Genomic DNA, 20,816 nt, shown 5'->3' with positions numbered 1-20,816 from the left:
CCAAATTGGTCCAATGAGCACTCCAGCGCGGATGGCAGCTAGCCGCGTTGCACGATCAGAAAAAGCGTCGCGATAAGAAGCATGAAGAGCCCGGCCGCTGCTGCCGTTATTCCAACTAGGGCAACCCATGTGCGCGGGTTGCTCAGGCTCGGTCGCTTCCCGTCGGCCGCCTTTGTACAGAGAAACGTCAAAGCCCCGAGCACGACTGGCGTTCCTCCTCCGACGATCATCGCTGTAGCTCCTTGCGGAGCAGTGGTACGCCAGATCATCCCGAACAGGTAGATGCCGACGATAACTCCAGCGATCAGCGAGCCAAGAATGAGGAGAAAGCGCATCATATTCCTTTTCGCCGCCGCGATGTGTAAATGTTTTCCGGATGATGGACTCGATATTCGCAATGGCGTCAACAATGTCGCAGTTTTTTTCAGCCTCTGTCCGAAATACATGAGCCCTCGGACGACGCATTAGCGACAACACTCGCGATACTCTTGCACAGGTGACGAAAATGTCGGAACGAATTTGCCATTTTTGTATATCCAAAGGCGCTTGGTACGAGGCGATATCCGCGTTGCGGGAACACGGATGGTCGCTCGACATGGGTGGTGGCCTCGATCATTCATGGGCCGTGCTGGAACGGGGCAATCTGCGCGTAGAAATGGAATACGACATCTGGGGAGACGAAGAGCTGGTTCTGAACGCGGCAGAAGGTGTCGAGGCAGAGAATCTTTTGCTGACCGCCGTGCTCGCGATACTGGAGGTGTCTTGACCGTCGATGGCCAAAAAGGCGATGGGGCTAAGCTGCGATCTGGCGCATGTACGTGGCCCCCGGCTTCGTTAGGACGACCCAAACGACACGGGCCAGCTTGGCAGCCAAAGCTCGGTCACCTTGTTAACGCGTATTCTCAGCCGCAAAGCATCGATTCAGGCGCCAAGACAATCCTGGTCGCGATCGAGATGCATCAAGCATGACCTTGCTCCGTAAATGATCAAGCGACGAAAATAGTTGTTGCTGCGTTTGCTGATGCAGGGGAGGTTCTGCTTCCCTTCGGTGGATATTGCCGAGGCACCGGACCTAACCAATCCGTATCGCAACGGCAGTCGTCTTCTGGCCGTGATCAACGAATCCAGACCCTAGATCAGGCCGAGCTCCTTTGCCATCGCGGTTGCTTGCGGCAGGCTTGTCGCCCCCAGAGCGGATTTTGCGTTGCGGAGAAAGAAAGCGACGTTTGAATAGCTCGTATTTTCGATGATGGCGATCGCCTTCATGGGCTTTCCCTCGGCCGACCAACGCAAGCAGATCAACTCATCGGACTTCATTCGAATCGGCGTCTGTTGGGTTGGCCTGGTACCCAGGCGTTCGAGCCGCGAATGGAGAAGTGCAACGGCAGATGCCGCGCGCACCGGGTTGACCGCCTGCGCTTTGGCAAATTCTGCTTCCTTTGATGCCAGGGTCAGCATGGCCATTCGTCCAAAACCGCTCTTGATCGGAATTGTGATGCCGGACCGGATCCCGAATTCGGCCGCCTCGCCATAGAAGGTGCGCCGCTCTTTGCTTGTTCTGAACGAGGTCTCGTTTGACCAAGCAAATGCTTCAAGCTGATCGCGTGCGTTGCGCACGACCGGATCGATCTTGGCATAGGACTTTTCGAAATATCGCTTTTGCCAGTCCGGTTCATAATTTGAGATGGCGACTTGCGTTCCCGCCTGAACGCTCAAATATGCATATGCGTTGAACCCCACCTCGCGGGTTAATTTTTCCAGGATCGCCTTTACCGACGCCTCGTCCTGCGCGAGCGTGACGCGCTCGGTTAAACGCTCAAACCATTGGTCCAACCCAAGCCTCCTTCGATTGAAGCCATGAATGAAAAAGGATTGCCGTCATCAGGCTCGAGCACCTCTTGGAGAGGCCATATAACTGCAGACAAATGCGAAACATCATCGTTGCCACCGGGCAAAATTGCCTATCAAGAAAATATATCGCTCGCGCAGGCTCGTATAGTATAAAATAGTTTCAGGTATATGGCAGTTCATCGACGCCAGCGAAAGTCGATTTTAATTTCGATACGAACCGGGAAAGATTATATCCTGATCAACCAGGACATTGAACTTGTATCCTGGGCGAATCCTGATGGTGGGCTGCACGTTCAGCGTCTTCATGATTGTCTGCTCGGCAACCCGGCCGAAGCTTTCGGCAAAGTTCCGACGCGCCGCATCCGAGGCAGTATCCTGCCTGGCACGCGTCGAATTGTCCGGCATCGACATGTCGATGCCCGTGCCGATCATGGCGACAAGCGCAGCGGAACCGAAGGTCCGCCAGAGATGACGATCGACCTTGTCCCTGAAGCCACCATAGCCCTGGGCATCAGTACCCGCCATTCCGCCGATCTGAAGCGTCGACCCGTCCGGAAAGATCAGGTCGGTCCAGATGACGAGGACCCGTTCCTGCCCGAACGATACCTTGGAATCGTAACGCCCGAACAGCTTCGTGCCTTGCGGGATGAGGAGCCTATAACCAGTGGCGCTGTCATAAACGTTCTGGCTGACCTGCGCGGAAATCCTTCCGGGCAGGTCGGAGTTCAGTCCCGTGATCAACGTCGCCGGGATCACCGAGCCTCGCTTCAACTCAAAATGTGAGCGCTGCGGCACGATCTGGTTGGGCAGATACCCAAGATTTTTGATGTCTTGATTGAAGAAATCCTCCTTGGAGGTCTGGGCGTTTGGGTCGACATTCTGTCCGAAAAGTCCGGATTTCATTGCGGCACCATAGAGATCCGATGCGCTGTCTGGCTGCGCGTTCAAGGATTGGCGGCGGTCGCCCACGCGGTCGGTGTCGCTTTTTCCGATATCGGAGATATCGACCGTCAAAGGTGATTCCAGGGCGCTTGCCCGCGCTTGGAGGCTTGCCATCCGCTGACGCTGCGCTTCACGAACGATCTGCTCGTCCTGTTCGCGTTTCAGCCGGGCCTTCCATTCGTCTTCCGGCTCGATTCGTGATTGCCGTTCAGGACCTACCTCGTGCGTGACCGGAGTGTCCTTTTCAGCCTCTCGTTCAATGATGACAGGGCTCGGCTGAAACATCTCTTTCGGCTCGGGCTCGCCGATGATCCCGTTTGTCACGCCCCGTTTCAGTCGGTCGGCGAAATTGGTCGCCGGTGCGTTCGAGGCGCTGTCCGGTGCGTTGCTGCGATTGAACGAAAGCCCCCGCCAGGACAGGCCCAGGACGACGGCGCCAAAAAACAACATGATAATGACGACGGCGACGATGATCGGCAGGCGGTTGACACGCCGCATGCCATCCTGATGATCAGTGTCATCAGTCGTTCCGAGGTGAAGCGATTGAACCATGATCCGGATTCCCTCAGTTCTTCTGCAGGATCGAAAGCGGACTGGCAGGCATCGCGCCTGTTTTCGTCGTCGTGTAGGCGCGGCTGATCGCTATCAGCGGTGTGCTCAGACGGGCGAGTATCTGGCCGTCGAGACTGTCGACTGACCATGAGATATCGACCGGCGTCTCTTTCTTGCCGACCCTGCCATCGGTAACGATGGTATAGCCCCATCCTTTGATCGCCGCCTCGAGCGCTGTGGCATATTCGGAGCTGTCCTTGACCATTTTGAAGGTCATTGTGCCGGGAGGTCCCACCTGCTCGGCAAAACGGCCTGCCATATCGCCGGCAATTGCGCTTGCGGTAGGGCCGGTGACAGTGGCGGGCCTGGAGTTGGAGGTCAGTATGTCGCTTCCGGTCTGGCAACCGGATAGAACGGAGAGGACGCTGACGGCGGTGATTACCCACCTCATCGGTCGGTCCCTCGCCGGATGGTGATCTTCTCCTGGTTCCAGCCGATCCCGGAGACGAGCACAGCCTTGTCCACCGCGTAATCGATGACCATCATGCCGTTTTTCATGCGATAATTGACGATACGGTTCTGGCCGCCGCTGACGACGAACAGCACAGGTGCATCCGTTGCGGATATCGAGCGGGGGAACTGGATATAGGTCTTTGCTCCGTCCGAATAGACGCGCTGCGGCCGCCAGGACGCGCTTCCACTCACTGTATAGGAAAAGTTCAGTCTATCGGGAGCGGAGCCGGCCATGCCGCCTGTATCGAGCCGTGCATTGACGTCCGCAAGTTTGGTCGACACGTCTTCCTGATAGGAAAAACCCACCCTCGCCATGTATTGACTTGCATGGGATTTGAGCTGGATATGATAGGTCCGCCGCGATGTGGTCACCACCATGGAGGTAATAAGTCCGGGCTCGGAAGGTTTGACGATCAGGTGAATTGCCTGCCCCCCGGTAGCGCCGGACGTAGCGGGTTCGATTTTCCATCTGACGGTGTCGCCGACGAGAACGTCGCGAACGATTTCACCGCCTTGCAGTTCGATGTCGCAGACCTGAAGCGGCGAACATATGACGGAAGGCTGGGTTTCCCCGAACAGGAAGATGACCTTGCCATCAGGACCGGTTGTGACCAGTCCCGGCGTGCCCCGCCACTTTTGCGAAATCGTGGTGCCCTTCACCTCGTTCGATGTCATGGTCTGCGCCATGCCGCAATCGGCAAGAACGAGCCCCGCCAGGCAGCCCGCGGCTGCGATCAATCCTGCTGTCTGCATGTGATTTCCCCTGCCCTAAAGCTGTGCCGTCCAGTCGAAGTCCCGGACATAAAGGCCGATCGGGTTGAGGCGAATGATCGCCTCGTCCTGGGGCGCCGTCAGTGCGACGGTCACCACTCCGCGAAATCGCCTGGTTCCGGTTTCCTTGCCTTTGCGGTCGCGTTCAAATTCGGTCCAGTCGATCTGGTATGACTGGTTTGAGAGCGCCACGATATTATTGACCTCGATGGCGACCGTTGACGTCTTCGCCCTTTCAAATGGGGAGTTCCCGCGAAACCAGGCATTGATCTTCTCGGTAGATGGATCGGAGGTTCGAAGAAGTGCGTAGGTGCGGTCGATATATTGCTTCTGGACTAGGGCGTCGGGCGTGATTGATCGGAAGCTGGTCACGAAAGTTGCAAGCGTCGCCCGCACGACCCTGGCATCGGCATATTCGATCTGCTGGGGGAAGCCAGCCGCCACTGAGGTTCCGAGTTTGTCGACCTCGACGATGTAGGGCACAAGTCTGACCTGCGTGCTGAGATACATCGCATAGGTGAAGCCGATCACGGCCATCGACAGTCCAAGAATGCCGACGGTACGCCACGCGCGGGCGGACTGGACGTAGGTGCCGTATCGTTCCGTCCATTCCTGGCGTGCCGCGAGATAAGGGCTTTCGGGCGGCTGGTTTGCTGCCATGCTCTCTGCCTTCCTGTCTATGATCTGATGTTTCGTTCGCGAAGTGGTTTGGGACCGACTTGAGCTGCGCGGCTCTGGTCAAGCTTGGCATTTGCCAGTCCCATGATCGAGCCGGTATTCGCACCCGGCGACCCGATCGCCTTTTCTTTGGCCGCCGACCCCGTGGCCGCGCCGGCTGAAACAAGTCCCGTCGCCATGCCGCGCAGGGCCGCGCCGGCAAATGAGGAGCCTGCCGCCCTGGAAGATTGGGCCGTTTTGAAACCGGTGCTCGCTGCACCCGCAGCTAGAAATACGCCGCCCGCCGCAAATGTGGCCGCCTGGCCACCATGACGAATGGCTTCCATGCCGCCAGAGATGGAGACGCCCTGGACGACACCCTGGATGATGTTGGGGACGTACATGGCGATGATGAACACGACGACAGATATGCCGGCGATCGCAAGCGTCGTGATGAACTGATCGGTTTCAGTCGCAGGGGCCCGCGCGAGGCTGAGAAGAGCATCGGATCCGATCCTTGCGATCATGACGAGTGCCATGAGCTTCATGCCGACGCCAAAGGCATAGGTCAGATAGCGAATGGCAAAGTCCTTGGTAAACGAAGAGCCTCCGAGGCCGAGCATGATCATTCCGGCCAGCAAACCGACATACATTTCGACCATCACGGCAATGAAGATCGCCGCGACCAGCGAAAAGCAGATGACGACGATACCCATGGCAAGGACGGCTGCGATCGCAAGCGCATTGTCCTCGAACACGCCGAATTTGGCTTGCTGCGAGATCTGCGACGCCACCCGAATTCCGGCATCGAAGACCTCGGCCGGTGATGCGGAACCATCACCTGCGCCAATCTGATAAAGACTATCGACGACCGCTTTCGCGAATGCAGGGCCCTGGGCGAGCACAAAGGCGAAGAAGCCGATGAACATGATCCGCCGGACGAGTTCGGCGAACCAGCTATCAAGTGACGCCGCCTGCAATGCCAGCCAGACCGCAGCGATGCCGACTTCTATCCCTGCAAGGATCCAGAACAATGATCGTGCTGCGTCCATGATCGTCGCTTCCCAGCCTTTCGCGGCTGCGGAGACCTGGTTTTCAAGTTCGGTCAGGACTTGGCCCTGCTGCGCAAAAACCGGTGTGCTCACGAGGAGGCATGTGACGCCGGCGAGTATGACGGCCTGTCGACGTGATTGGACTGCCATCGCGTGCATCTCCTCAACCATTGCGATTGCACAATTGCCAGCCCTTGGCGCCTCGCTCCGCGGCAGCATTGACGGATGACCGAAAAGAATGGCGAGAAAGGAAGAACCTCTGGAAAGGAAGGCTGCCCAGACCTGTGCCACGGTGGTGTTGAACGGACGGCTCACCAGCGAGGCTCCATTTTTTGACCACCCGGGACGGTCCTGACATCCGCGTTGAAGAATTTTTCCCTTCGGGTCTGGGCGATATCCTTGTCGGTCTGCTCGGCCTGGAGCCAGGTTGCCGTCATCGTCATCTGCTGGGAAAAAAGGCCGCGGAGCTTCTGCATCTGGGAGACCTGTTGTGCCGCGATCTGGTGTCCGATCTGGAGCGCTTTCATCTGACCATCAGCCGATTGTGACATGGCTCGCAACGCGGCCATCGTGCTCTCCTCCGTGCCGAACTGATCCGCTGTCAGGCTCGCAGCCCTCAATGTGCTGGCGATCGTGTCCCGGTTGGTGTCCGACCAGCTCTGGTAGGTGTCTGAGAACTCGGCGTTCGGCAGCTTGGTCTTCAGATCGGCGTAGCTCTTGAACCTTTGCTGCAGAACGTCGTCCGCATTGCTCATGACGAACGAAATGCTCCGCCCCTGGTCGACAATGCGACGCAGCCGGTTCAGGTCGTTCTCCACCTCGCCCCAGAGGTGATCCGGGAGCCGTGCAGTATTTTGCAACATATTCTCGTAAATCCTCAGCTGGTTCTCAATCTGCTCCGCCAACTGCGTAATCTGGGTCAATTGATTGTCGACCTGCAGCCCCGAGCTCTTGAGGAGGTCGACAAGCTGCGCATTATTGGCAAGTTGCGTCCACTCGGTAGCGGCACCCGTAGCCGCGCCTGCCCGTAGGGGACCGGCGGGTATGAGTGCATTCGCCCCAACCACGACGGCGACTATCAGCCTATTCGATAGTGAGCAGCGACGTTGCATCGTGAATTCCTCTCGTCTCCAGCCAATGGAGCGGCCATCTTCGACCGTATTGCGCCTCCAGTGCTTTGATTCTCTTCAGATCTTCCTTCCCCGAGGCGCCGACGAAACTCAGTGCCAACGGTCCAAGTGACATGTCAAAAAGTCGCCTCCCGTCTGGCGTGGCGACGTAATATTCACGTTTGGCGATGGCGCTTGAGACGATCTCGATCTGGCGATCGTTGAAGCCAATCCGCTCGTAGAATTCACGCGTGCCTGTTTCTCGCGCTGCCCCATTCGGAAGGCAGATCTTCGTGGGACAGGACTCTTTCAGCACATCGATAATACCGGATCGCTCGGCATCCGAGATAGACTGCGTCGCCAGAACGACGGCGCAGTTGGCTTTTCGGAGAACCTTCAACCATTCACGGATCTTGTCGCGAAACACAGGATGTCCGAGCATCAGCCATGCCTCGTCGAGCAGGATCAGGCTGGGTGAGCCATCGAGGCGCTTTTCGATGCGGTGGAAAAGGTAAGTGAGAACGGGGACGAGATTGCGTTCGCCCATGTTCATGAGTTGCTCGATCTCGAAGCACTGGAACGCCCGCAGGGTCAGGCCGTCCTCTTCCGCATCGAGAAGCTGGCCCATCGGTCCATCGACGGTATAGTGATGAAGGGCCTGCTTGATCTCCCGCATCTGGACGCCGCTGACGAAATCCGACAGCGACTTTCCGGGTGCCGTAGCCATTAGTGCGATCTGTCGTGAAATGGCGTTGCGGTGATCAGGTGTAACCGTCACGCCCTGCAGGGCGACGAGCGTTTCGATCCACCCGGTTGCCCAGGCCTGCCCGCTATCCGTCGAAAGATCGGACAGCGGGCAGAACGCCAGCGCTCTTCCCTCTCCATTTTGATCGTTGCCGATGTCATAGTGATCGCCCCCGGCGGCGAGCGTGAGCGGGAGAAGGGAGTTACCCTTGTCGAACGCAAAAATCTGCGCCGCCTCATAACGTCGGAACTGCGCCGCAATGAGCGCCAGAAGTGTCGACTTGCCGGAGCCGGTCGGGCCGAAGATCAGGGTATGGCCGACATCATCGACGTGGAGGTTCAGGCGAAATGGTGTCGAGCCCGAGGCCACCTGCATCAGCGGAGGCGAGTTTGGCGTGTAGAAGGGGCATGGAGCGCTCGGATGACCCGACCAGACCGAGTTCAATGGGATCAGGTCCGCCAGATTGCTCGTATTTATCAGCGGCTCACGAACATTGGCGTACCAGTTTCCCGGAAGGCTACCGAGAAACGCATCCGTCGCGTTCAATGTTTCGATCCGGGCTCCAAAGCCTTCGGCCTGGACAAGTCGGCGAATGGCCTCAGCCTTCTCCTGTACCGCCACGAGATGCTCGTCGAACAGGATAATCACTGGCGTATAATAGCCATAGGTAACAAGCTGCGAGGAAGCCTGGGCGATGGCGTCTTCGGTTTCGACGACCATGGACATCGCATCCTGATCGACCGAACCGCTCTGGGTCTGGAAGAGCTGGTCAAAAAACGGGCGAACCTTTTGTTGCCATTTCTTGCGCGTGCGCTCGAGTTTCTGGCGCGCCTCTTCGGCATCAAGGAAAATAAATCGCGACGACCAGCGATAGGTCAGCGGCATAAGATCGAGATTATTGAGAATGCCGGGCCAACTCTCCGCCGGAAGGCCATCGATCGCGACAACGCCGAGGAACCGGTTCTCGACTTTCGGCGTCAGGCCATGCTGAAGTTCCGCTGTCGCCAGCCAGTCGAGATACATGGGGATTTCCGGCAGGCGGACGGGGTGGCTTTCTCCTGTGATGCAAAAACGGACGAATTGAAGGAGGTCATCGTAGCGAGCGGTCCTCTCCCCTCCCCGTTCGCGGACTTCGCGCGTTTGCATGCGGACGATCGACAAGGTGTTTGCCAGATACTGCTCGATTTCTCGCACCGCGTTGCGAAAGACGAGGAGGACCGTATCTGCATAGGTCTTCTTTCGGCTCCCCGGGTCGGAATAGACGTATTTGCCGAGCGCCGCCCTTTTCGGTTCGAGCGGGCGGTAGGTCAGGATGATTGCGTGCTTGCTTTCGAAATGCCCTTGCCTGCGCAGGAAGTGGGCCCTGCGCTCGGCATCGATCGCGCACGTGACCGGATCGGGGAAATGGCACTTTTCCGGAGAAGGGTAGTCGACTGTCGGTATGCGGATCGCCTCGACCTGGATCATCCAGCCTGTGCCGAGCCGGGCGAGGATTGTGTTGATCTGGCGTGATAGTTCGTTTCGCTCGAGATCGGTGGCGCTTTCCAGGTCAGGTCCGGCGAAAAACCAGCCAGCCATGAGACTTCCGTCCTTCAGTAGCAGAATGCCATTGTCGATGAGTCCGGCATAAGGGACAAGATCTGCGAAGGATGGACCGGTCGCGCGGAATCGCTTGAGGGCAGCCATAAGGTCCTCTTCAATATTTGCGCCACGGTGTGGCTGTCGGCCGATAATAGGGCCTGTAGGAGATCTGTCTGATATAGACCTGCCGCATGAGCGGGTCGGATTTGGCCATCATCCGCAACAGGCCGACGATGACGATCCAGACGGCGGATCCAAGGAGGGCCGAAGAGACCGTTAGCACGACAAAGATGAGGATTGTCGCTGCAAGGCCGGTGATCAGGACAAGCTCCCGGTCCGCGCCCATCAACAGGTTGGGACGAGACAATGCGCGATGGATGCGATTACGCTGGAGGCTCATCGGGCGCCCTGCCCTTCTCCGAGCGAGTTGCGTTTCGTAACCTGATCGGCCACCGTGCCGATCGAAGCGCCGGTCGCGCCGAACAGGCCGACGATCGTCGTGGCGCCGAGGAGGATGCCGGCAACCAAGACCACGTACACCAGTCGGCGTGCAAAATCGTTCAGCTCGCCGCCGAAGATCAGCATACCGCCGGCAACGGCGACAGCGGCGAGTGCAATGTAGCCAGCGACAGGGCCTGTGATGGATTTCTGGATTTGCTCAAGAGGCCCTTCCCATGGAAGACTTCCGCCAGAACTGGCAAGAGCTGGTGTTGCTGCGATCATTGCTGCGACGGTGATCAGGGCGAGGGTGAGGGCGGATCTCCTAGGCTGCATCACGGCATTCCTCTGTGTAGGGTTCGGTCAGGTATTGCCCGCCTGCAAAGCGGGTTACGTGAAGGATCTCTTTGATCCGGCGGCCCTTGGCGGCGCGCTCGATCGAGATGATGAGATCGATGGCGTCGCCGATCACCGCTTGCATGGGCTGATGGCTGGCCTCGGCAGTCAGCTGTTCGAGGCGCTGAAGGGCGGAACGGGCGCTGTTGGCATGGATAGTGGCGACGCCGCCGGGATGGCCGGTGTTCCAGGCTTTGAGCATGGTGAGCGCCGCACCATCACGAACCTCGCCGACTATGATCCGGTCTGGGCGAAGGCGCATCGTGCTCTTGAGCAGGCGTGACATGTCCACATTTGCACTGGTATGGAGACTGACCGCGTTGCCGGCGGCGCATTGAATTTCCGCGGTATCCTCCAGGATCACGAGGCGATCGTCCGGAAAACACACTACGATTTCCGTCAGGATGGCATTGGTCAGCGTTGTTTTCCCCGAGCCGGTGCCTCCAGCGACAATGATGTTGAACTTCGATTGAACGGCGTTGCGAATAATATCCGCCTGTCGTGGGGTCATTACCTTGCTGGCGATGTAGTCATCGAGCGGGACAAGCCGGGAAGCGCGACGACGGATCGTGAATGAGGGCCCGGACACGACTGGCGGCAGGAGCCCTTCGAAGCGGTGTCCTCCAATCGGAAGTTCACCGGATATGATGGGACGACCATCGTCGACTTCGCAGTTTAGGACGTGGGCAACGCTGCCTATGACGGTCTCCGCCGCGGAACGCGTCATTTCGCCTGCCGCCGCTATTCCCAGGTCGAGGCGCTCGATAAATAGCCTGCCATCGGGGTTCAGCATGATCTCGACGACGCCCGGATCGTCAAGCGCGGCGCAGAGGTGATCACCGAGGGCATTTTGCAGTTTACTCAAGAGCCTTGGCAGTGAGCGGTTCTGGCTGCTGATCATGCTGCCTCTTCCTGAGCGTTTGAAAAGTCCGAGGAATAGGTGGTTGGCCGTATGAGATCAAAACTCTGCCAGTCCGCAGGCAAAAAACCTGCAATACTGCGGGTTTCGTTGATCATGCTGGGTTCGCCTAGCCGCGAAAGTGGCCAGCCGGCGCGTCGAAGAATCCGTTCGATACGCAGGTCGGTCGCCGTGACGATCTCGTTGTAGCCGCTGAGAATGCACCATTGGACAATCCCGGCAAACATGGCGAGCGTTGCCGGGTGAAGTCCGCCATGCTCTCGATCGGCGGTGTTCTCGGTATCGACGCAAAAGCGCGAACTCTCAACCATTCTTCCGTGTGTCGCGAGCTGATGCTGGTGAAGGAGCTGCGGAAACACCTCCTGCAGCATGGTGCCGCCCATAGCGGGCAAAAGCCGAGCACACCCGACAACAGTCGAGGAAGAGCCTAAACACAGGATATATGTGGGCCGCCTCTCATCGAACTGGTCCCTTTCCATGTCTGAGGTGCAATTGACATTCCATCCAAGGCGATCTCGGAAAACCTTGGCTCGAAGCCGATACATTTCAAGGATGAGGTGCTGTTCAGTTTTAGTTCTAGGGTTCCTGACGGCAACGATGCGCATCCCGCAAATCTCCTTGAGTTGGAACTACCCGAGATTTGCCGGGGCGCGCAGCTTTGATCTACTGCCAAAAGTATCAGTGACTGATTCTGTGGGTGTCGGCACAGAGAGGCGATCATGGCGAGGAATGGGAGTCGCTACCGAACTGACAAAAGTGTTAGTAGATTATTTGTGCTCAAACCGTTTCTTGTGCGCGGAGCGCGCTTTCCAAAATCGTTGCTCTGTCCAATTGATCCTGAAGAAACTTGATCGCCAGCGACTACCGGTATGTTATTAAGGTACAGAAAAATAAAGAAAATATCAGTTTTCGGTTCATTATTTCAATGCCGCAGGAACGGGTCCGTTAAGACTTTGTTAACCCTAAACGGCTGGACGTCCGACGAGAATCGTGTTGTATCTTTGGCGGGCAATGGTCGGCAAACCGAAGACTGTCCGCCAAGGGGGCGATATGGCGATAGCGAGACAAGCAGAAACGATGAGCGGTCAGAAGGAAGACGCAGGCGGCAAGATCATGCGCCATGCAGGCCTTCTGTCACAGCAGTTACAGCAGCTTCGCACCCGCATGTATCCTCCCAAATCGGAGAAGAGCCTGCGGCCGTTCCTGACGAACGAAGTCTCCAAGCTGACCTCGATACCTGATTCTACCCTTAAGCTCATGTCGAGTGAAGGGCGTGGGCCCATCCCCGGGCGGTTGGAAAACAATCATCGTGTCTACACGCTTGCCCAGATAAACGAGTTACGCGAGTTTTTTGCTGCTCAGAAACCGGCCGAAGCACTAAGGTTTCTTCCGCGAAGGCGCGAGAGGGAGCATTTGCAGGTCGTGGCCATCGCCAATTTCAAAGGGGGCAGCGCCAAGACAACAACCTGCGTTCACCTCGCTCACTATCTCGCATTGCAGGGTTATCGTGTTCTTGCTCTGGACCTCGATCCGCAGGCATCGTTGTCCGCACTATTTGGCGCCCAACCTGAATTCGACGTCGGTGCCAATGAGACGATCTACGCAGCCCTTCGCTATGACGATGCTGAGCGTCGCCCGATCCGCGACATTATTCGCAAAACCTACTTTGATGGTATCGACCTTATTCCGGGCAACCTCGAAGTCATGGAATACGAACATGAAACGCCGCGCGTCCTGGCACAGAAATCGGGCTCGGGCGCAATCTTCTTCGAGCGTCTCAAACTTGCCCTTTCGGAGGTCGAGCAGGACTATGACGTTGTCATCCTCGATACGCCTCCGTCGCTCGGGTTTTTGACGCTCAGCGCAATTTATGCCGCGACCAGCATGATTATCACGGTACATCCGGCTATGCTTGATGTGGCTTCGATGAGCCAGTTCCTGTTGATGATGGGCGACTTGATCAGCGTGCTGAACGAGAGCGGAGCACAGCTCGATCAGGATTTCATCCGGTATCTTGTCACCCGCCACGATCCGAACGACGCACCGCAGTCGCAGGTTGTCGCGATGATGCGCCATCTGTTCGGCACCGATGTGCTTCTACCCACGCTGATTGAAAGCACGGCTGTCGAGGCAGCGGGACTTGCAAAGCGTTCTATCTACGAACTCGAAATGGGCCAGATCGGCCGTGATACGCACAAGCGCGCCCGTGAGGCGGTCGACGCCGTCAACGAAGCGATATTGAAACTCATCAACACCAGCTGGGGGCGCACATGACCAGCAAGTCATCGCGTAAATCCATCGTTGCGAACTTCGGACTGCTGTCTGCAGAGCTGGAAAACCGGCTGTCAACGGAGAACCCTGCCGCAGTTCCACAACAGGCTCCACCCGCGCGGGTCGGCGCCGGCGTGATCGGTGCGGCGCACCGGGCAATTGACGACATCAAGTCGGAACGCGACCGGCTGAAGGCGCTTGTTGAAGCCGGTGGAGGCGCGATCCGCGAACTCGATCCGTCGAAAGTCGACCCCTCGCCCTTTCCCGATCGTCTTCCTGACGACGACGGCTCCGATTTCGAGACCTTCAGGAACTCAATCCGATCCGAAGGCCAGAAGGTTCCCATCCAGGTCCGCAAATCACCGGCCTCACCTGACCGCTATCAGGTTATCTACGGCCACCGCCGGTTGCGGGCAGCCAAAGATCTCGGAATTCCGGTCAAGGCTATCGAGGTCGAGATTTCCGACGTCGAACTCGTCATCGCACAGGGTATCGAAAACGCCGATCGCCAGGATCTGAGCTGGATTGAGCGCGCCCTGTTTGCACGCCGTATGGACGATGCCGACGTGAAGCCGCGGGATATCAAGGCTGCCCTGTCGATCGACGATCCCGAGCTTGCGCGCATGCGGTTAGTCTACCGCGCCGTTCCGATCGAAATCATAGAGGCAATCGGTAGGGCGGCCAAGGTTGGCCGTCCAAGGTGGGCCGAATTTGCAAAGACTTTCTCTGAGAGCCCTGATCTGCATGACGAAGTGCGCAAGGTGCTATCGGTCACCGCCGAAAAGCGCTTCGGGTCCGACCAGAAGTTTCTGGCAGCTTTTAATGCTCTGAAGCCCAGAGCTCCATTGCAGGAAAGCGGTAAAACCATTGCCGGTCCCGAAGGTGAGCCGCTGGGCAGGTATTTGCGAACGGTCAAGGAGGTTCGCATTTCGGCGGATACGCCGGCCGGGGCGGAATTCCTGAGCTTTATTGAATCGGAGCTACCGGCGCTGGCTGAACGCTTCACTCATGAGAAGTTAAAGAACTAATCGAAGCCAAAAGCGGACTTCGAGACGATTTTACGGAAGGAAATCGAGCAAAAGAAAAAGGCCCCCGAAACGTTGCCGTCATGGAAGCCCTTCTCGCTGTGTGAGAACTTGAGAATCGCATTTCCATGAATTCTAGTCAAGAGTCTTTGGCACCATTTCGGTGAGCGTTGATCTTTTGCCTTTTTGAGAGGCGAAGACATGGAAGGTGGACAAGTGACGACGCCCTTTGGGCGGCGACAGGTTACGCTTGCGCTTGTGAAGCGGCAAATTGACACGAGCAAGATCGAGGAAGGCAAGTCGGCAAACAAATGGAAGGTTTTCCGCGATGCATCGGAAGCTCGAGAAGTGCTCGGTCTGCAGGATCGTAGCCTCGCCGTGCTTGACGCGCTTTTGAGCTTCTATCCGGAAAACGAACTGCGCCAGGATGCACAGCTCATCGTCTTCCCATCTAACATTCAGCTGTCAATTCGCGCCCATGGCATTGCAGGCGCCACTTTGCGGCGGCACCTTGCCCTTCTCGTTGAGGCCGGGTTGATCATCCGCAAGGACAGTGCGAACGGCAAACGATACGCTCGAAAAGATGACGAAGGATCAATCGAGCACGCCTTCGGATTCGACATATCGCCGCTTCTTATGCGGGCCGAGGAGCTCGCATGCCTCGCCCAGCAGGTTGCTGCTGATCGAGCTGCTTTTAGACGAGCGAAGGAAACCCTGACCATCTGCCGGCGTGATATCCGTAAGCTGATCACGGCGGCCGTCGAGGAGGGCGCTCCAGGCGATTGGGACGAGCTTGAGGAGCGCTATCTTATGCTCGTGCGGCAAATTCCGCGCAATCCAAGCTTGAATGAGCTTGGCGGTCTGGCTGCCAGAATGTTTAATTTGCGCGAGGAAATCGTCAAACTCCTGAATTTCGGCGATTTTTCTTCTGAAATGAGCACCAATGATGCCCAAATTGAGCGTCACATACAGAATTCAAATACCAACCCTCCCTATGAACTTGAACCTAGCTCAAGAAAAGAGCTGGGGGCGGAGCCGAGTGAAAATAAGCGGGCCGTGCATGCGCCGATCAAGGCTTTCCCAATTGGTCTCGTCTTGCGGGCCTGCCCCGAGATTTCGAGCTACGGGCCTGATGGACAAATCGGGAGTTGGCGGGAGCTCATGACAGCCGCTGTGGTCGTCAGGTCGATGCTTGGGGTTAGCCCGTCCGCATATCAGGAGGCCTGTGAGGTAATGGGCCCAGAGAATGCTGCGGTAACGATCGCCTGCATCCTAGAGCGTGGCGGTCACATCAATTCGCCGGGCGGATATCTCCGGGATCTGACAAATAAGGCGAAGCGCGGTGAATTCTCACTTGGTCCGGTGCTGATGGCTCTGCTGCGAGCTGGCGGCCACCAGGTCAAAGCCGCAGGATGATGGTTGGCTTGGGGAGGTGATTTCGTCATGATGGCCGCAGCCTGGGACTTAGGAACCACAGTTAAGGTGGTGAGCCGTTTAACTGCTCATGCCAGGAAACCGGACATGCCAATTATCACCACCTGCCCTGCCCTTCATTGATCCGTCCCATTCACTTCGCCGAGCTGGTGACAAGATCAATCCATGTCCGGCCGATATCTGTTGAGTACCGTAATCGCGCCCGCCTAGGAATCTGAAACATTGGCGTGCCGCAAAATAAGCCCGCCGTTAGTTCGGCAAGCCGTCTTCGGGAAATCTTCCTATGATGGCCCCTGAACATTAAAGGGGCACAGATATACGGTAGTCGGATGAGATCGAGAACGGCAGGGGCCGGAAGCCGGAATCATCAAGCGCCGGCGTGTCTTCCCATATGTAATCGCCGGTGAGGTTGACGTGCTCCCAAAAGAGCGGCGACAGGCCCGATAGCAGATGATCGGGCACATTGTGTCTTGCGCCATGCAAGGCCTCGACGACACGGCCGGTGGAGATTGACGGCGCGCACGAGACTGTTGCGCGCTTTCGCCTTTGTTCAGCTCTGCCGTTGTCGTTTTTCTCAGATCTTCGTCATTGATCCAGTTCAGGGTGAACAGGGTCCGCTCTGCCTTGTCGTCGCCGACAGTCTTTTGAGCATGAGTGATGCGCTAACGGTGCGCTACGCAGCGAGGTCATGAGGCGCAGAATATCGTTCCAGTGCGCCCGTATCAGGTCGGCGTCGATGCGATCACCCATGACATTATGGAAAACTCCGTACTGTTTGCCAGGTCCGAAACCATAGAGGCATCGGCCGTCGAGATCAGGAATACGAGGGACAAAAGCAAAGCCGAGCGCATGGCAAAAGGCGAAGACGAGATCGCTAACGCACCGCCATCGACATGATGGTGAATGATGTCGAGACCAACATCGGTTTCGAGAAGCGCGTCGAGAACATGGACGGCCTCGCTCGCCGTGGCAGCGATGATTTTGGTATGAAAGGGAGCACACCGTCCGGAGATCGCCGTGTAACCTATATGGAACCTTTCCTGAAAATTGATACGGCTGAAATCCGCAAGCTGAAGACCGAAGGTATTGGTCCTGCTGAAATAGCCCGCCGTCTCGGCATTGGGAGGGCGAGCGCCTACCGTGCATTAGAGACTTCATAGAAGGGCGCCTAAGTTTTACGACAAAATCGCCGATGCTGAGTCTGCAAGGAAATTTCTGTCGCGAAAATCAGGTGCAAAAGTCAGTCTCGCAAGACCGGCTTTTGCGATAGATTTCGACGGTCGATGCAGCTTTTCAAAAAACTTCACTGGGAAATGTGGCACGTATTCTCAGAACTCTTCCCAATTTTCTTGCGAACTTTGGCCCACACCAGCGACGCGCCGTGCCGACGCTCTTTCTGTTCCGACGCGCACTGGTTGCGAGGTCGGAGTGGCCATCGCACGCGCAGCACTTCGCAACACGGATGACTGAGCCGATGTTAAACCGCTGAGGACGAAGTGTGAGAGTAGCGCCGTTAACGATCCTGCCTCTTTTGCAAGGCTATGACTGGCGGCCGTCGATTGCTCGACCATGGCAGCATTCTGCTGTGTGCCCTGATCCATGGTGTTAACAGCCGTGTTGATCTCCTGAAGGCCGGTGGATTGTTCACGCGCCGCCTCAACGATTGCGCTCACGTGACGGTTAATCTCCTGAACTTCGCCGGAGATTGTCTCGAGTGATTTGCCCGCCTCACCGACCAGGCTGACACCGGCCTGAACATGGCCTCCGGACGCTTGGATGAGGGTCTTGATTTCCTTGGCCGCGACGGCAGAGCGCTGTGCCAATTCACGGACTTCCTGGGCGACGACGGCGAAACCCTTACCAGCTTCTCCGGCCCGCGCCGCCTCTACGCCGGCATTCAGTGCGAGCAGGTTCGTCTGAAAAGCGATCTCATCGATGACCCCGATGATATTGCTGATTTCCATCGATGACTTCTCGATTGCCTGCATGGCGGCGACTGCGTTGCGCACCACTTCGCCGGATCTCTCCGCTCCATCACGAGCTCTTGCGACAAGCGCACCCGCTTCTTCGGCGCGTCGGGTGGAATCTTTGACCGTCGTGGTGATCTGTTCCAGGGCCGCAGCCGTCTGTTCAACGGATGCCGCTTGTTGCTCGGTTCTTCGGGAGAGGTCGTCTGCCGCGGACCGGATTTCGTTGGCGCCGGCGTCGATGCCGCGCGCGTTCTGCCCGACCTGAACCAGCGTTGCTTCGAGCTTTTCTAGCGAAGCATTGAAGTTCACTCGTAGCTGATCCAACTGCTTGACGAACGGCGTGTCGATCCGATGAGCTAAATTTCCCTTGGAAAGTTCGAGCAATCCGGTCGCCAACCCATCGACGGCCAATTTTGTATCAGCAGATTCACGTGCCTTCTGAGCTTCGCGTTCGACCCGCTGTTGCTCAGTCACTGACCGGCTTTCATCGGCTTCCTGTTCTAGCCGCAGCCTTTCAATAGCATTGTCGCGAAACACTGCGACGGCTTTGGCCATCTCGCCAACTTCATCTCGTCGCTCGGTGCCATCTACCAGGGCCTCCGTGTTGCCAGTCGCGAGAGACAACATACGCTCACGCAGGATGGCTATCGGACCCGTGATACCACGGGAGATCAGGAGCAATGCAAGCACGATACCGACTGAGAACACCGTGCCGACTACAGCAAGGCTATAAAAGATTGTGTTGCTGGTCTGCTCACCGAGCACGGCGGTTTTCGCCTGTATACCCTTGGAGTATTCGTTGATCCAACCGCGCATCTTTGGGAGGGCAGCGGCAACCTGCTTGTCGGCGTTGGCAAGAAATTGCTTGGCCTCAGTATCATTGTTGACTGCACCTGCGTCCATCGCCTTATCGGTGATTGCGACAATCGCTTTTCCGTCCGCTTCGAAGGTAGCGAAGCTGGCTTTTTCGCGTGGCAGAAGAGTCTGCGCTTCACTTATCAATTCGAAGAATCGTTTAGCGCTTGCCTGGTAGTCGTCCTGAGCGGCCTTTATTTCCAGCGTTCCCGGATCGTAGGCCAGTACCTGATAGGCATCGTAGACAACAGCTACCAACCGCTGGCTGGCGATCGCCATGTTGATCTCGACGGCGGTCTCATTGGAAATGAAATCCGTGTAGGTGTTGCCCGAAGTGTTGTAGTTTCTGGCGATAACCAGATCGCCGCCAATACCGACGAGGCATAGTGGCAAGACGAGCGCAAGGATCTTGGTACGGATGCGGGCATGTTGAAGGAATGACATCGATGCTCCCTTTGAGCTTGTGCCACACTCCGCCGAGCACTCATTGTCGAAGTCAAAGGGCGTAACCGATCAGCTGCATCGCTGACAGAAACTGAATATGATAGATTTGCTACTTTGAAGTTAATGTATTGTTTACCCTATAATTGCAAAGAATACAGCGAATCAAATCTGGATTGCATCCAAAACCTGCAGCAATACCGTGCCCGTATGTATTGCTATTAAGATATCGTTCTGGAACTGAAGACGAAATTCCAAGCAAGCGGTGGATACGTCTCCCATATATATATCGGTGTGATAATCAGGAGTTACACAACACCGCGACGACGATCAGCGATAGCTTGCTCGACACCGGGAGTGGCATGGTTCTCAAACCACTGAATCATTTTCTGGATACCATCCCCGGTCGGGGTAGTATCGCCTGCGCCGATCAATTCCGCGCTTGCCTGTGCCATCACAACAAGAACACGGGCCGCCTCCGGCACATAGGGAAGGTCTGTCGCTTGGTCGTGGCGCTCGCGGATGATCTGATAGCGAAGGTTCTCCGGTAGCGTCCAAGCACTGACAAGAAAATCGTGAACGCTGATCTGCTGGCCTTTAACGTCAATGGTCGCGTCTCGGTCGTTTTCAGCGTAGCCGACCACCTCGATCCGCTCACAAGCATCAATCGCCACGCTCATCATTTCCCGGATCAGATTCCAGTCGGTTTTCATGTGGCTCTCCTCTTTTGCGAAAATACCCCAACCTGTTTCATAGCGATCGTTAGGATTTCTGGGGCTTCTCCGGTGCCGGAAGATTCTGCGGCTCACCCACCTCTACCGCATGTCGGTCGGGATCATAAAAGCGGAAGACACGCTGCCCCCAGGCTTGCTGTTCTATCGGATGGATCAACTCGACATGCGGGGCGATACGCTCAAAGGCCGCATCCACGTCCTCATCCTCGAAATACAACAGCAGATTTCGCCGGCCATAAGGCTCCTCCGTACCACACGCTTTCCCCCAGATCGTTTCCTCAAGCGCCGGCCCCTCGTGGATCGCAAAGCCGGTCTCGAACAGAACGAAGCTCCCAAAATCCTCCAACACCTTCAGCCCGATCGTCTCTTGGTAAAACTCCCTGGAACGTTTGATATCGCGGACAAAAGGGATTGGATTGATGAACTTCATTCCTCGCCCCACATCTCATCGGTTTCCTTCTTGTGATCGCTGGGAGCAAGTGGACCAGCCTCGCGGGCCATGGCGAGGGCTTTGGCAAGTCGATCACGAACATGAAGCTTCTGTGCACCTGGCTGGGCCT

Annotated in this window: 20 protein-coding genes and 1 pseudogene; 4 read left to right on the top strand and 17 right to left on the bottom strand. The window is 56.9% G+C overall.

The window, feature by feature from the left end; translation table 11 throughout:
* Positions 1-38: 38 nt before the first annotated feature.
* Positions 39-446, bottom strand: a complete 408-nt coding sequence (locus tag O8B93_RS21925) for a hypothetical protein (RefSeq protein WP_269712007.1) — start codon at positions 444-446, stop codon at positions 39-41.
* A gap of 59 nt (positions 447-505) precedes the next feature.
* Between O8B93_RS21925 and O8B93_RS21920 the strand changes: the two genes are divergently transcribed.
* On the top strand, positions 506-766 hold the full coding sequence (locus O8B93_RS21920; RefSeq protein ID WP_269712006.1) for a hypothetical protein: 261 nt from the start codon (positions 506-508) through the stop codon (positions 764-766).
* A 365-nt stretch (positions 767-1,131) separates the two neighbouring features.
* Here O8B93_RS21920 and O8B93_RS21915 read toward each other — a convergent pair whose 3' ends face one another.
* The 12 genes from O8B93_RS21915 to traI all read right to left on the bottom strand — a co-directional run bounded on the left by O8B93_RS21915 (position 1,132) and on the right by traI (position 12,131).
* Positions 1,132-1,833 (bottom strand): autoinducer binding domain-containing protein, encoded by a 702-nt coding sequence (locus O8B93_RS21915; RefSeq protein WP_269712005.1) that lies wholly within the window; start codon positions 1,831-1,833, stop codon positions 1,132-1,134.
* 219 nt (positions 1,834-2,052) lie between these two features.
* Positions 2,053-3,345 (bottom strand): IncP-type conjugal transfer protein TrbI, encoded by a 1,293-nt coding sequence (gene trbI / locus O8B93_RS21910; protein ID WP_269712004.1) that lies wholly within the window; start codon positions 3,343-3,345, stop codon positions 2,053-2,055.
* Between the two features lie 13 nt (positions 3,346-3,358).
* Positions 3,359-3,796 carry a conjugal transfer protein TrbH gene (trbH, locus tag O8B93_RS21905; RefSeq protein WP_269712003.1) on the bottom strand — a complete coding sequence of 146 codons (438 nt, stop codon included), beginning with the start codon at positions 3,794-3,796 and terminating at the stop codon, positions 3,359-3,361.
* Positions 3,793-4,611 carry a P-type conjugative transfer protein TrbG gene (trbG, locus tag O8B93_RS21900; RefSeq protein WP_269712002.1) on the bottom strand — a complete coding sequence of 273 codons (819 nt, stop codon included), beginning with the start codon at positions 4,609-4,611 and terminating at the stop codon, positions 3,793-3,795. Before trbG ends, trbH begins: the two co-directional genes overlap by 4 nt.
* 15 nt (positions 4,612-4,626) lie before the next feature.
* Positions 4,627-5,289, bottom strand: a complete 663-nt coding sequence (locus O8B93_RS21895; RefSeq protein WP_269712000.1) for a conjugal transfer protein TrbF — start codon at positions 5,287-5,289, stop codon at positions 4,627-4,629.
* Between the two features lie 17 nt (positions 5,290-5,306).
* Positions 5,307-6,497: a P-type conjugative transfer protein TrbL gene (gene trbL / locus O8B93_RS21890; RefSeq protein WP_405049080.1), complete on the bottom strand. Its 1,191-nt coding sequence runs from the start codon at positions 6,495-6,497 to the stop codon at positions 5,307-5,309.
* Positions 6,498-6,649: 152 nt separating this feature from the next.
* The gene (trbJ, locus tag O8B93_RS21885) at positions 6,650-7,450 is read right to left on the bottom strand and encodes a P-type conjugative transfer protein TrbJ (protein WP_269711996.1); all 801 of its coding nucleotides are present in this window, start codon (positions 7,448-7,450) and stop codon (positions 6,650-6,652) included.
* Positions 7,422-9,878, bottom strand: coding sequence for a conjugal transfer protein TrbE (locus O8B93_RS21880; protein ID WP_269711994.1), 2,457 nt, complete (start codon positions 9,876-9,878; stop codon positions 7,422-7,424). Before O8B93_RS21880 ends, trbJ begins: the two co-directional genes overlap by 29 nt.
* A 10-nt stretch (positions 9,879-9,888) precedes the next feature.
* Positions 9,889-10,173 carry a conjugal transfer protein TrbD gene (locus O8B93_RS21875; RefSeq protein ID WP_269711992.1) on the bottom strand — a complete coding sequence of 95 codons (285 nt, stop codon included), beginning with the start codon at positions 10,171-10,173 and terminating at the stop codon, positions 9,889-9,891.
* Complete coding sequence (locus O8B93_RS21870; protein ID WP_269711990.1) at positions 10,170-10,547, bottom strand: TrbC/VirB2 family protein; 378 nt, start codon at positions 10,545-10,547, stop codon at positions 10,170-10,172. Before O8B93_RS21870 ends, O8B93_RS21875 begins: the two co-directional genes overlap by 4 nt.
* Positions 10,537-11,508: a P-type conjugative transfer ATPase TrbB gene (gene trbB / locus O8B93_RS21865; RefSeq protein WP_269711988.1), complete on the bottom strand. Its 972-nt coding sequence runs from the start codon at positions 11,506-11,508 to the stop codon at positions 10,537-10,539. Before trbB ends, O8B93_RS21870 begins: the two co-directional genes overlap by 11 nt.
* Complete coding sequence (gene traI, locus O8B93_RS21860) at positions 11,505-12,131, bottom strand: acyl-homoserine-lactone synthase (RefSeq protein WP_269711986.1); 627 nt, start codon at positions 12,129-12,131, stop codon at positions 11,505-11,507. Before traI ends, trbB begins: the two co-directional genes overlap by 4 nt.
* A 406-nt stretch (positions 12,132-12,537) precedes the next feature.
* On the opposite strand from traI, the gene repA reads away from it, so the two are divergent.
* The 3 genes from repA to repC all read left to right on the top strand — a co-directional run bounded on the left by repA (position 12,538) and on the right by repC (position 16,238).
* Positions 12,538-13,800, top strand: a complete 1,263-nt coding sequence (repA, locus tag O8B93_RS21855; protein ID WP_269711984.1) for a plasmid partitioning protein RepA — start codon at positions 12,538-12,540, stop codon at positions 13,798-13,800.
* Positions 13,797-14,825: a plasmid partitioning protein RepB gene (gene repB / locus O8B93_RS21850; protein ID WP_269711982.1), complete on the top strand. Its 1,029-nt coding sequence runs from the start codon at positions 13,797-13,799 to the stop codon at positions 14,823-14,825. Before repA ends, repB begins: the two co-directional genes overlap by 4 nt.
* A gap of 198 nt (positions 14,826-15,023) precedes the next feature.
* Complete coding sequence (repC, locus tag O8B93_RS21845; protein ID WP_269711980.1) at positions 15,024-16,238, top strand: plasmid replication protein RepC; 1,215 nt, start codon at positions 15,024-15,026, stop codon at positions 16,236-16,238.
* A gap of 318 nt (positions 16,239-16,556) precedes the next feature.
* On the opposite strand, the pseudogene O8B93_RS21840 reads toward repC, so the two are convergent.
* The 4 genes and pseudogenes from O8B93_RS21840 to O8B93_RS21820 all read right to left on the bottom strand — a co-directional run.
* Positions 16,557-17,278 (bottom strand): annotated as a pseudogene (locus O8B93_RS21840) (Tn3 family transposase); the annotation flags it as partial.
* A gap of 306 nt (positions 17,279-17,584) precedes the next feature.
* Positions 17,585-19,525 carry a methyl-accepting chemotaxis protein gene (locus O8B93_RS21830; protein WP_269711978.1) on the bottom strand — a complete coding sequence of 647 codons (1,941 nt, stop codon included), beginning with the start codon at positions 19,523-19,525 and terminating at the stop codon, positions 17,585-17,587.
* A 305-nt stretch (positions 19,526-19,830) separates the two neighbouring features.
* Positions 19,831-20,235 carry a hypothetical protein gene (locus tag O8B93_RS21825; protein ID WP_269711977.1) on the bottom strand — a complete coding sequence of 135 codons (405 nt, stop codon included), beginning with the start codon at positions 20,233-20,235 and terminating at the stop codon, positions 19,831-19,833.
* A 49-nt stretch (positions 20,236-20,284) separates the two neighbouring features.
* Positions 20,285-20,686: a VOC family protein gene (locus O8B93_RS21820; protein WP_269711975.1), complete on the bottom strand. Its 402-nt coding sequence runs from the start codon at positions 20,684-20,686 to the stop codon at positions 20,285-20,287.
* Positions 20,687-20,816: the final 130 nt, after the last annotated feature.

The organism is Martinezella rhizogenes, assembly GCF_027460065.1.
Lineage (GTDB): Bacteria > Pseudomonadota > Alphaproteobacteria > Rhizobiales > Rhizobiaceae > Agrobacterium > Agrobacterium rhizogenes_C.
The sequence above is the reverse complement of the archived record's forward strand: the minus strand, read 5'-3'. Positions and strand labels throughout refer to the sequence as shown.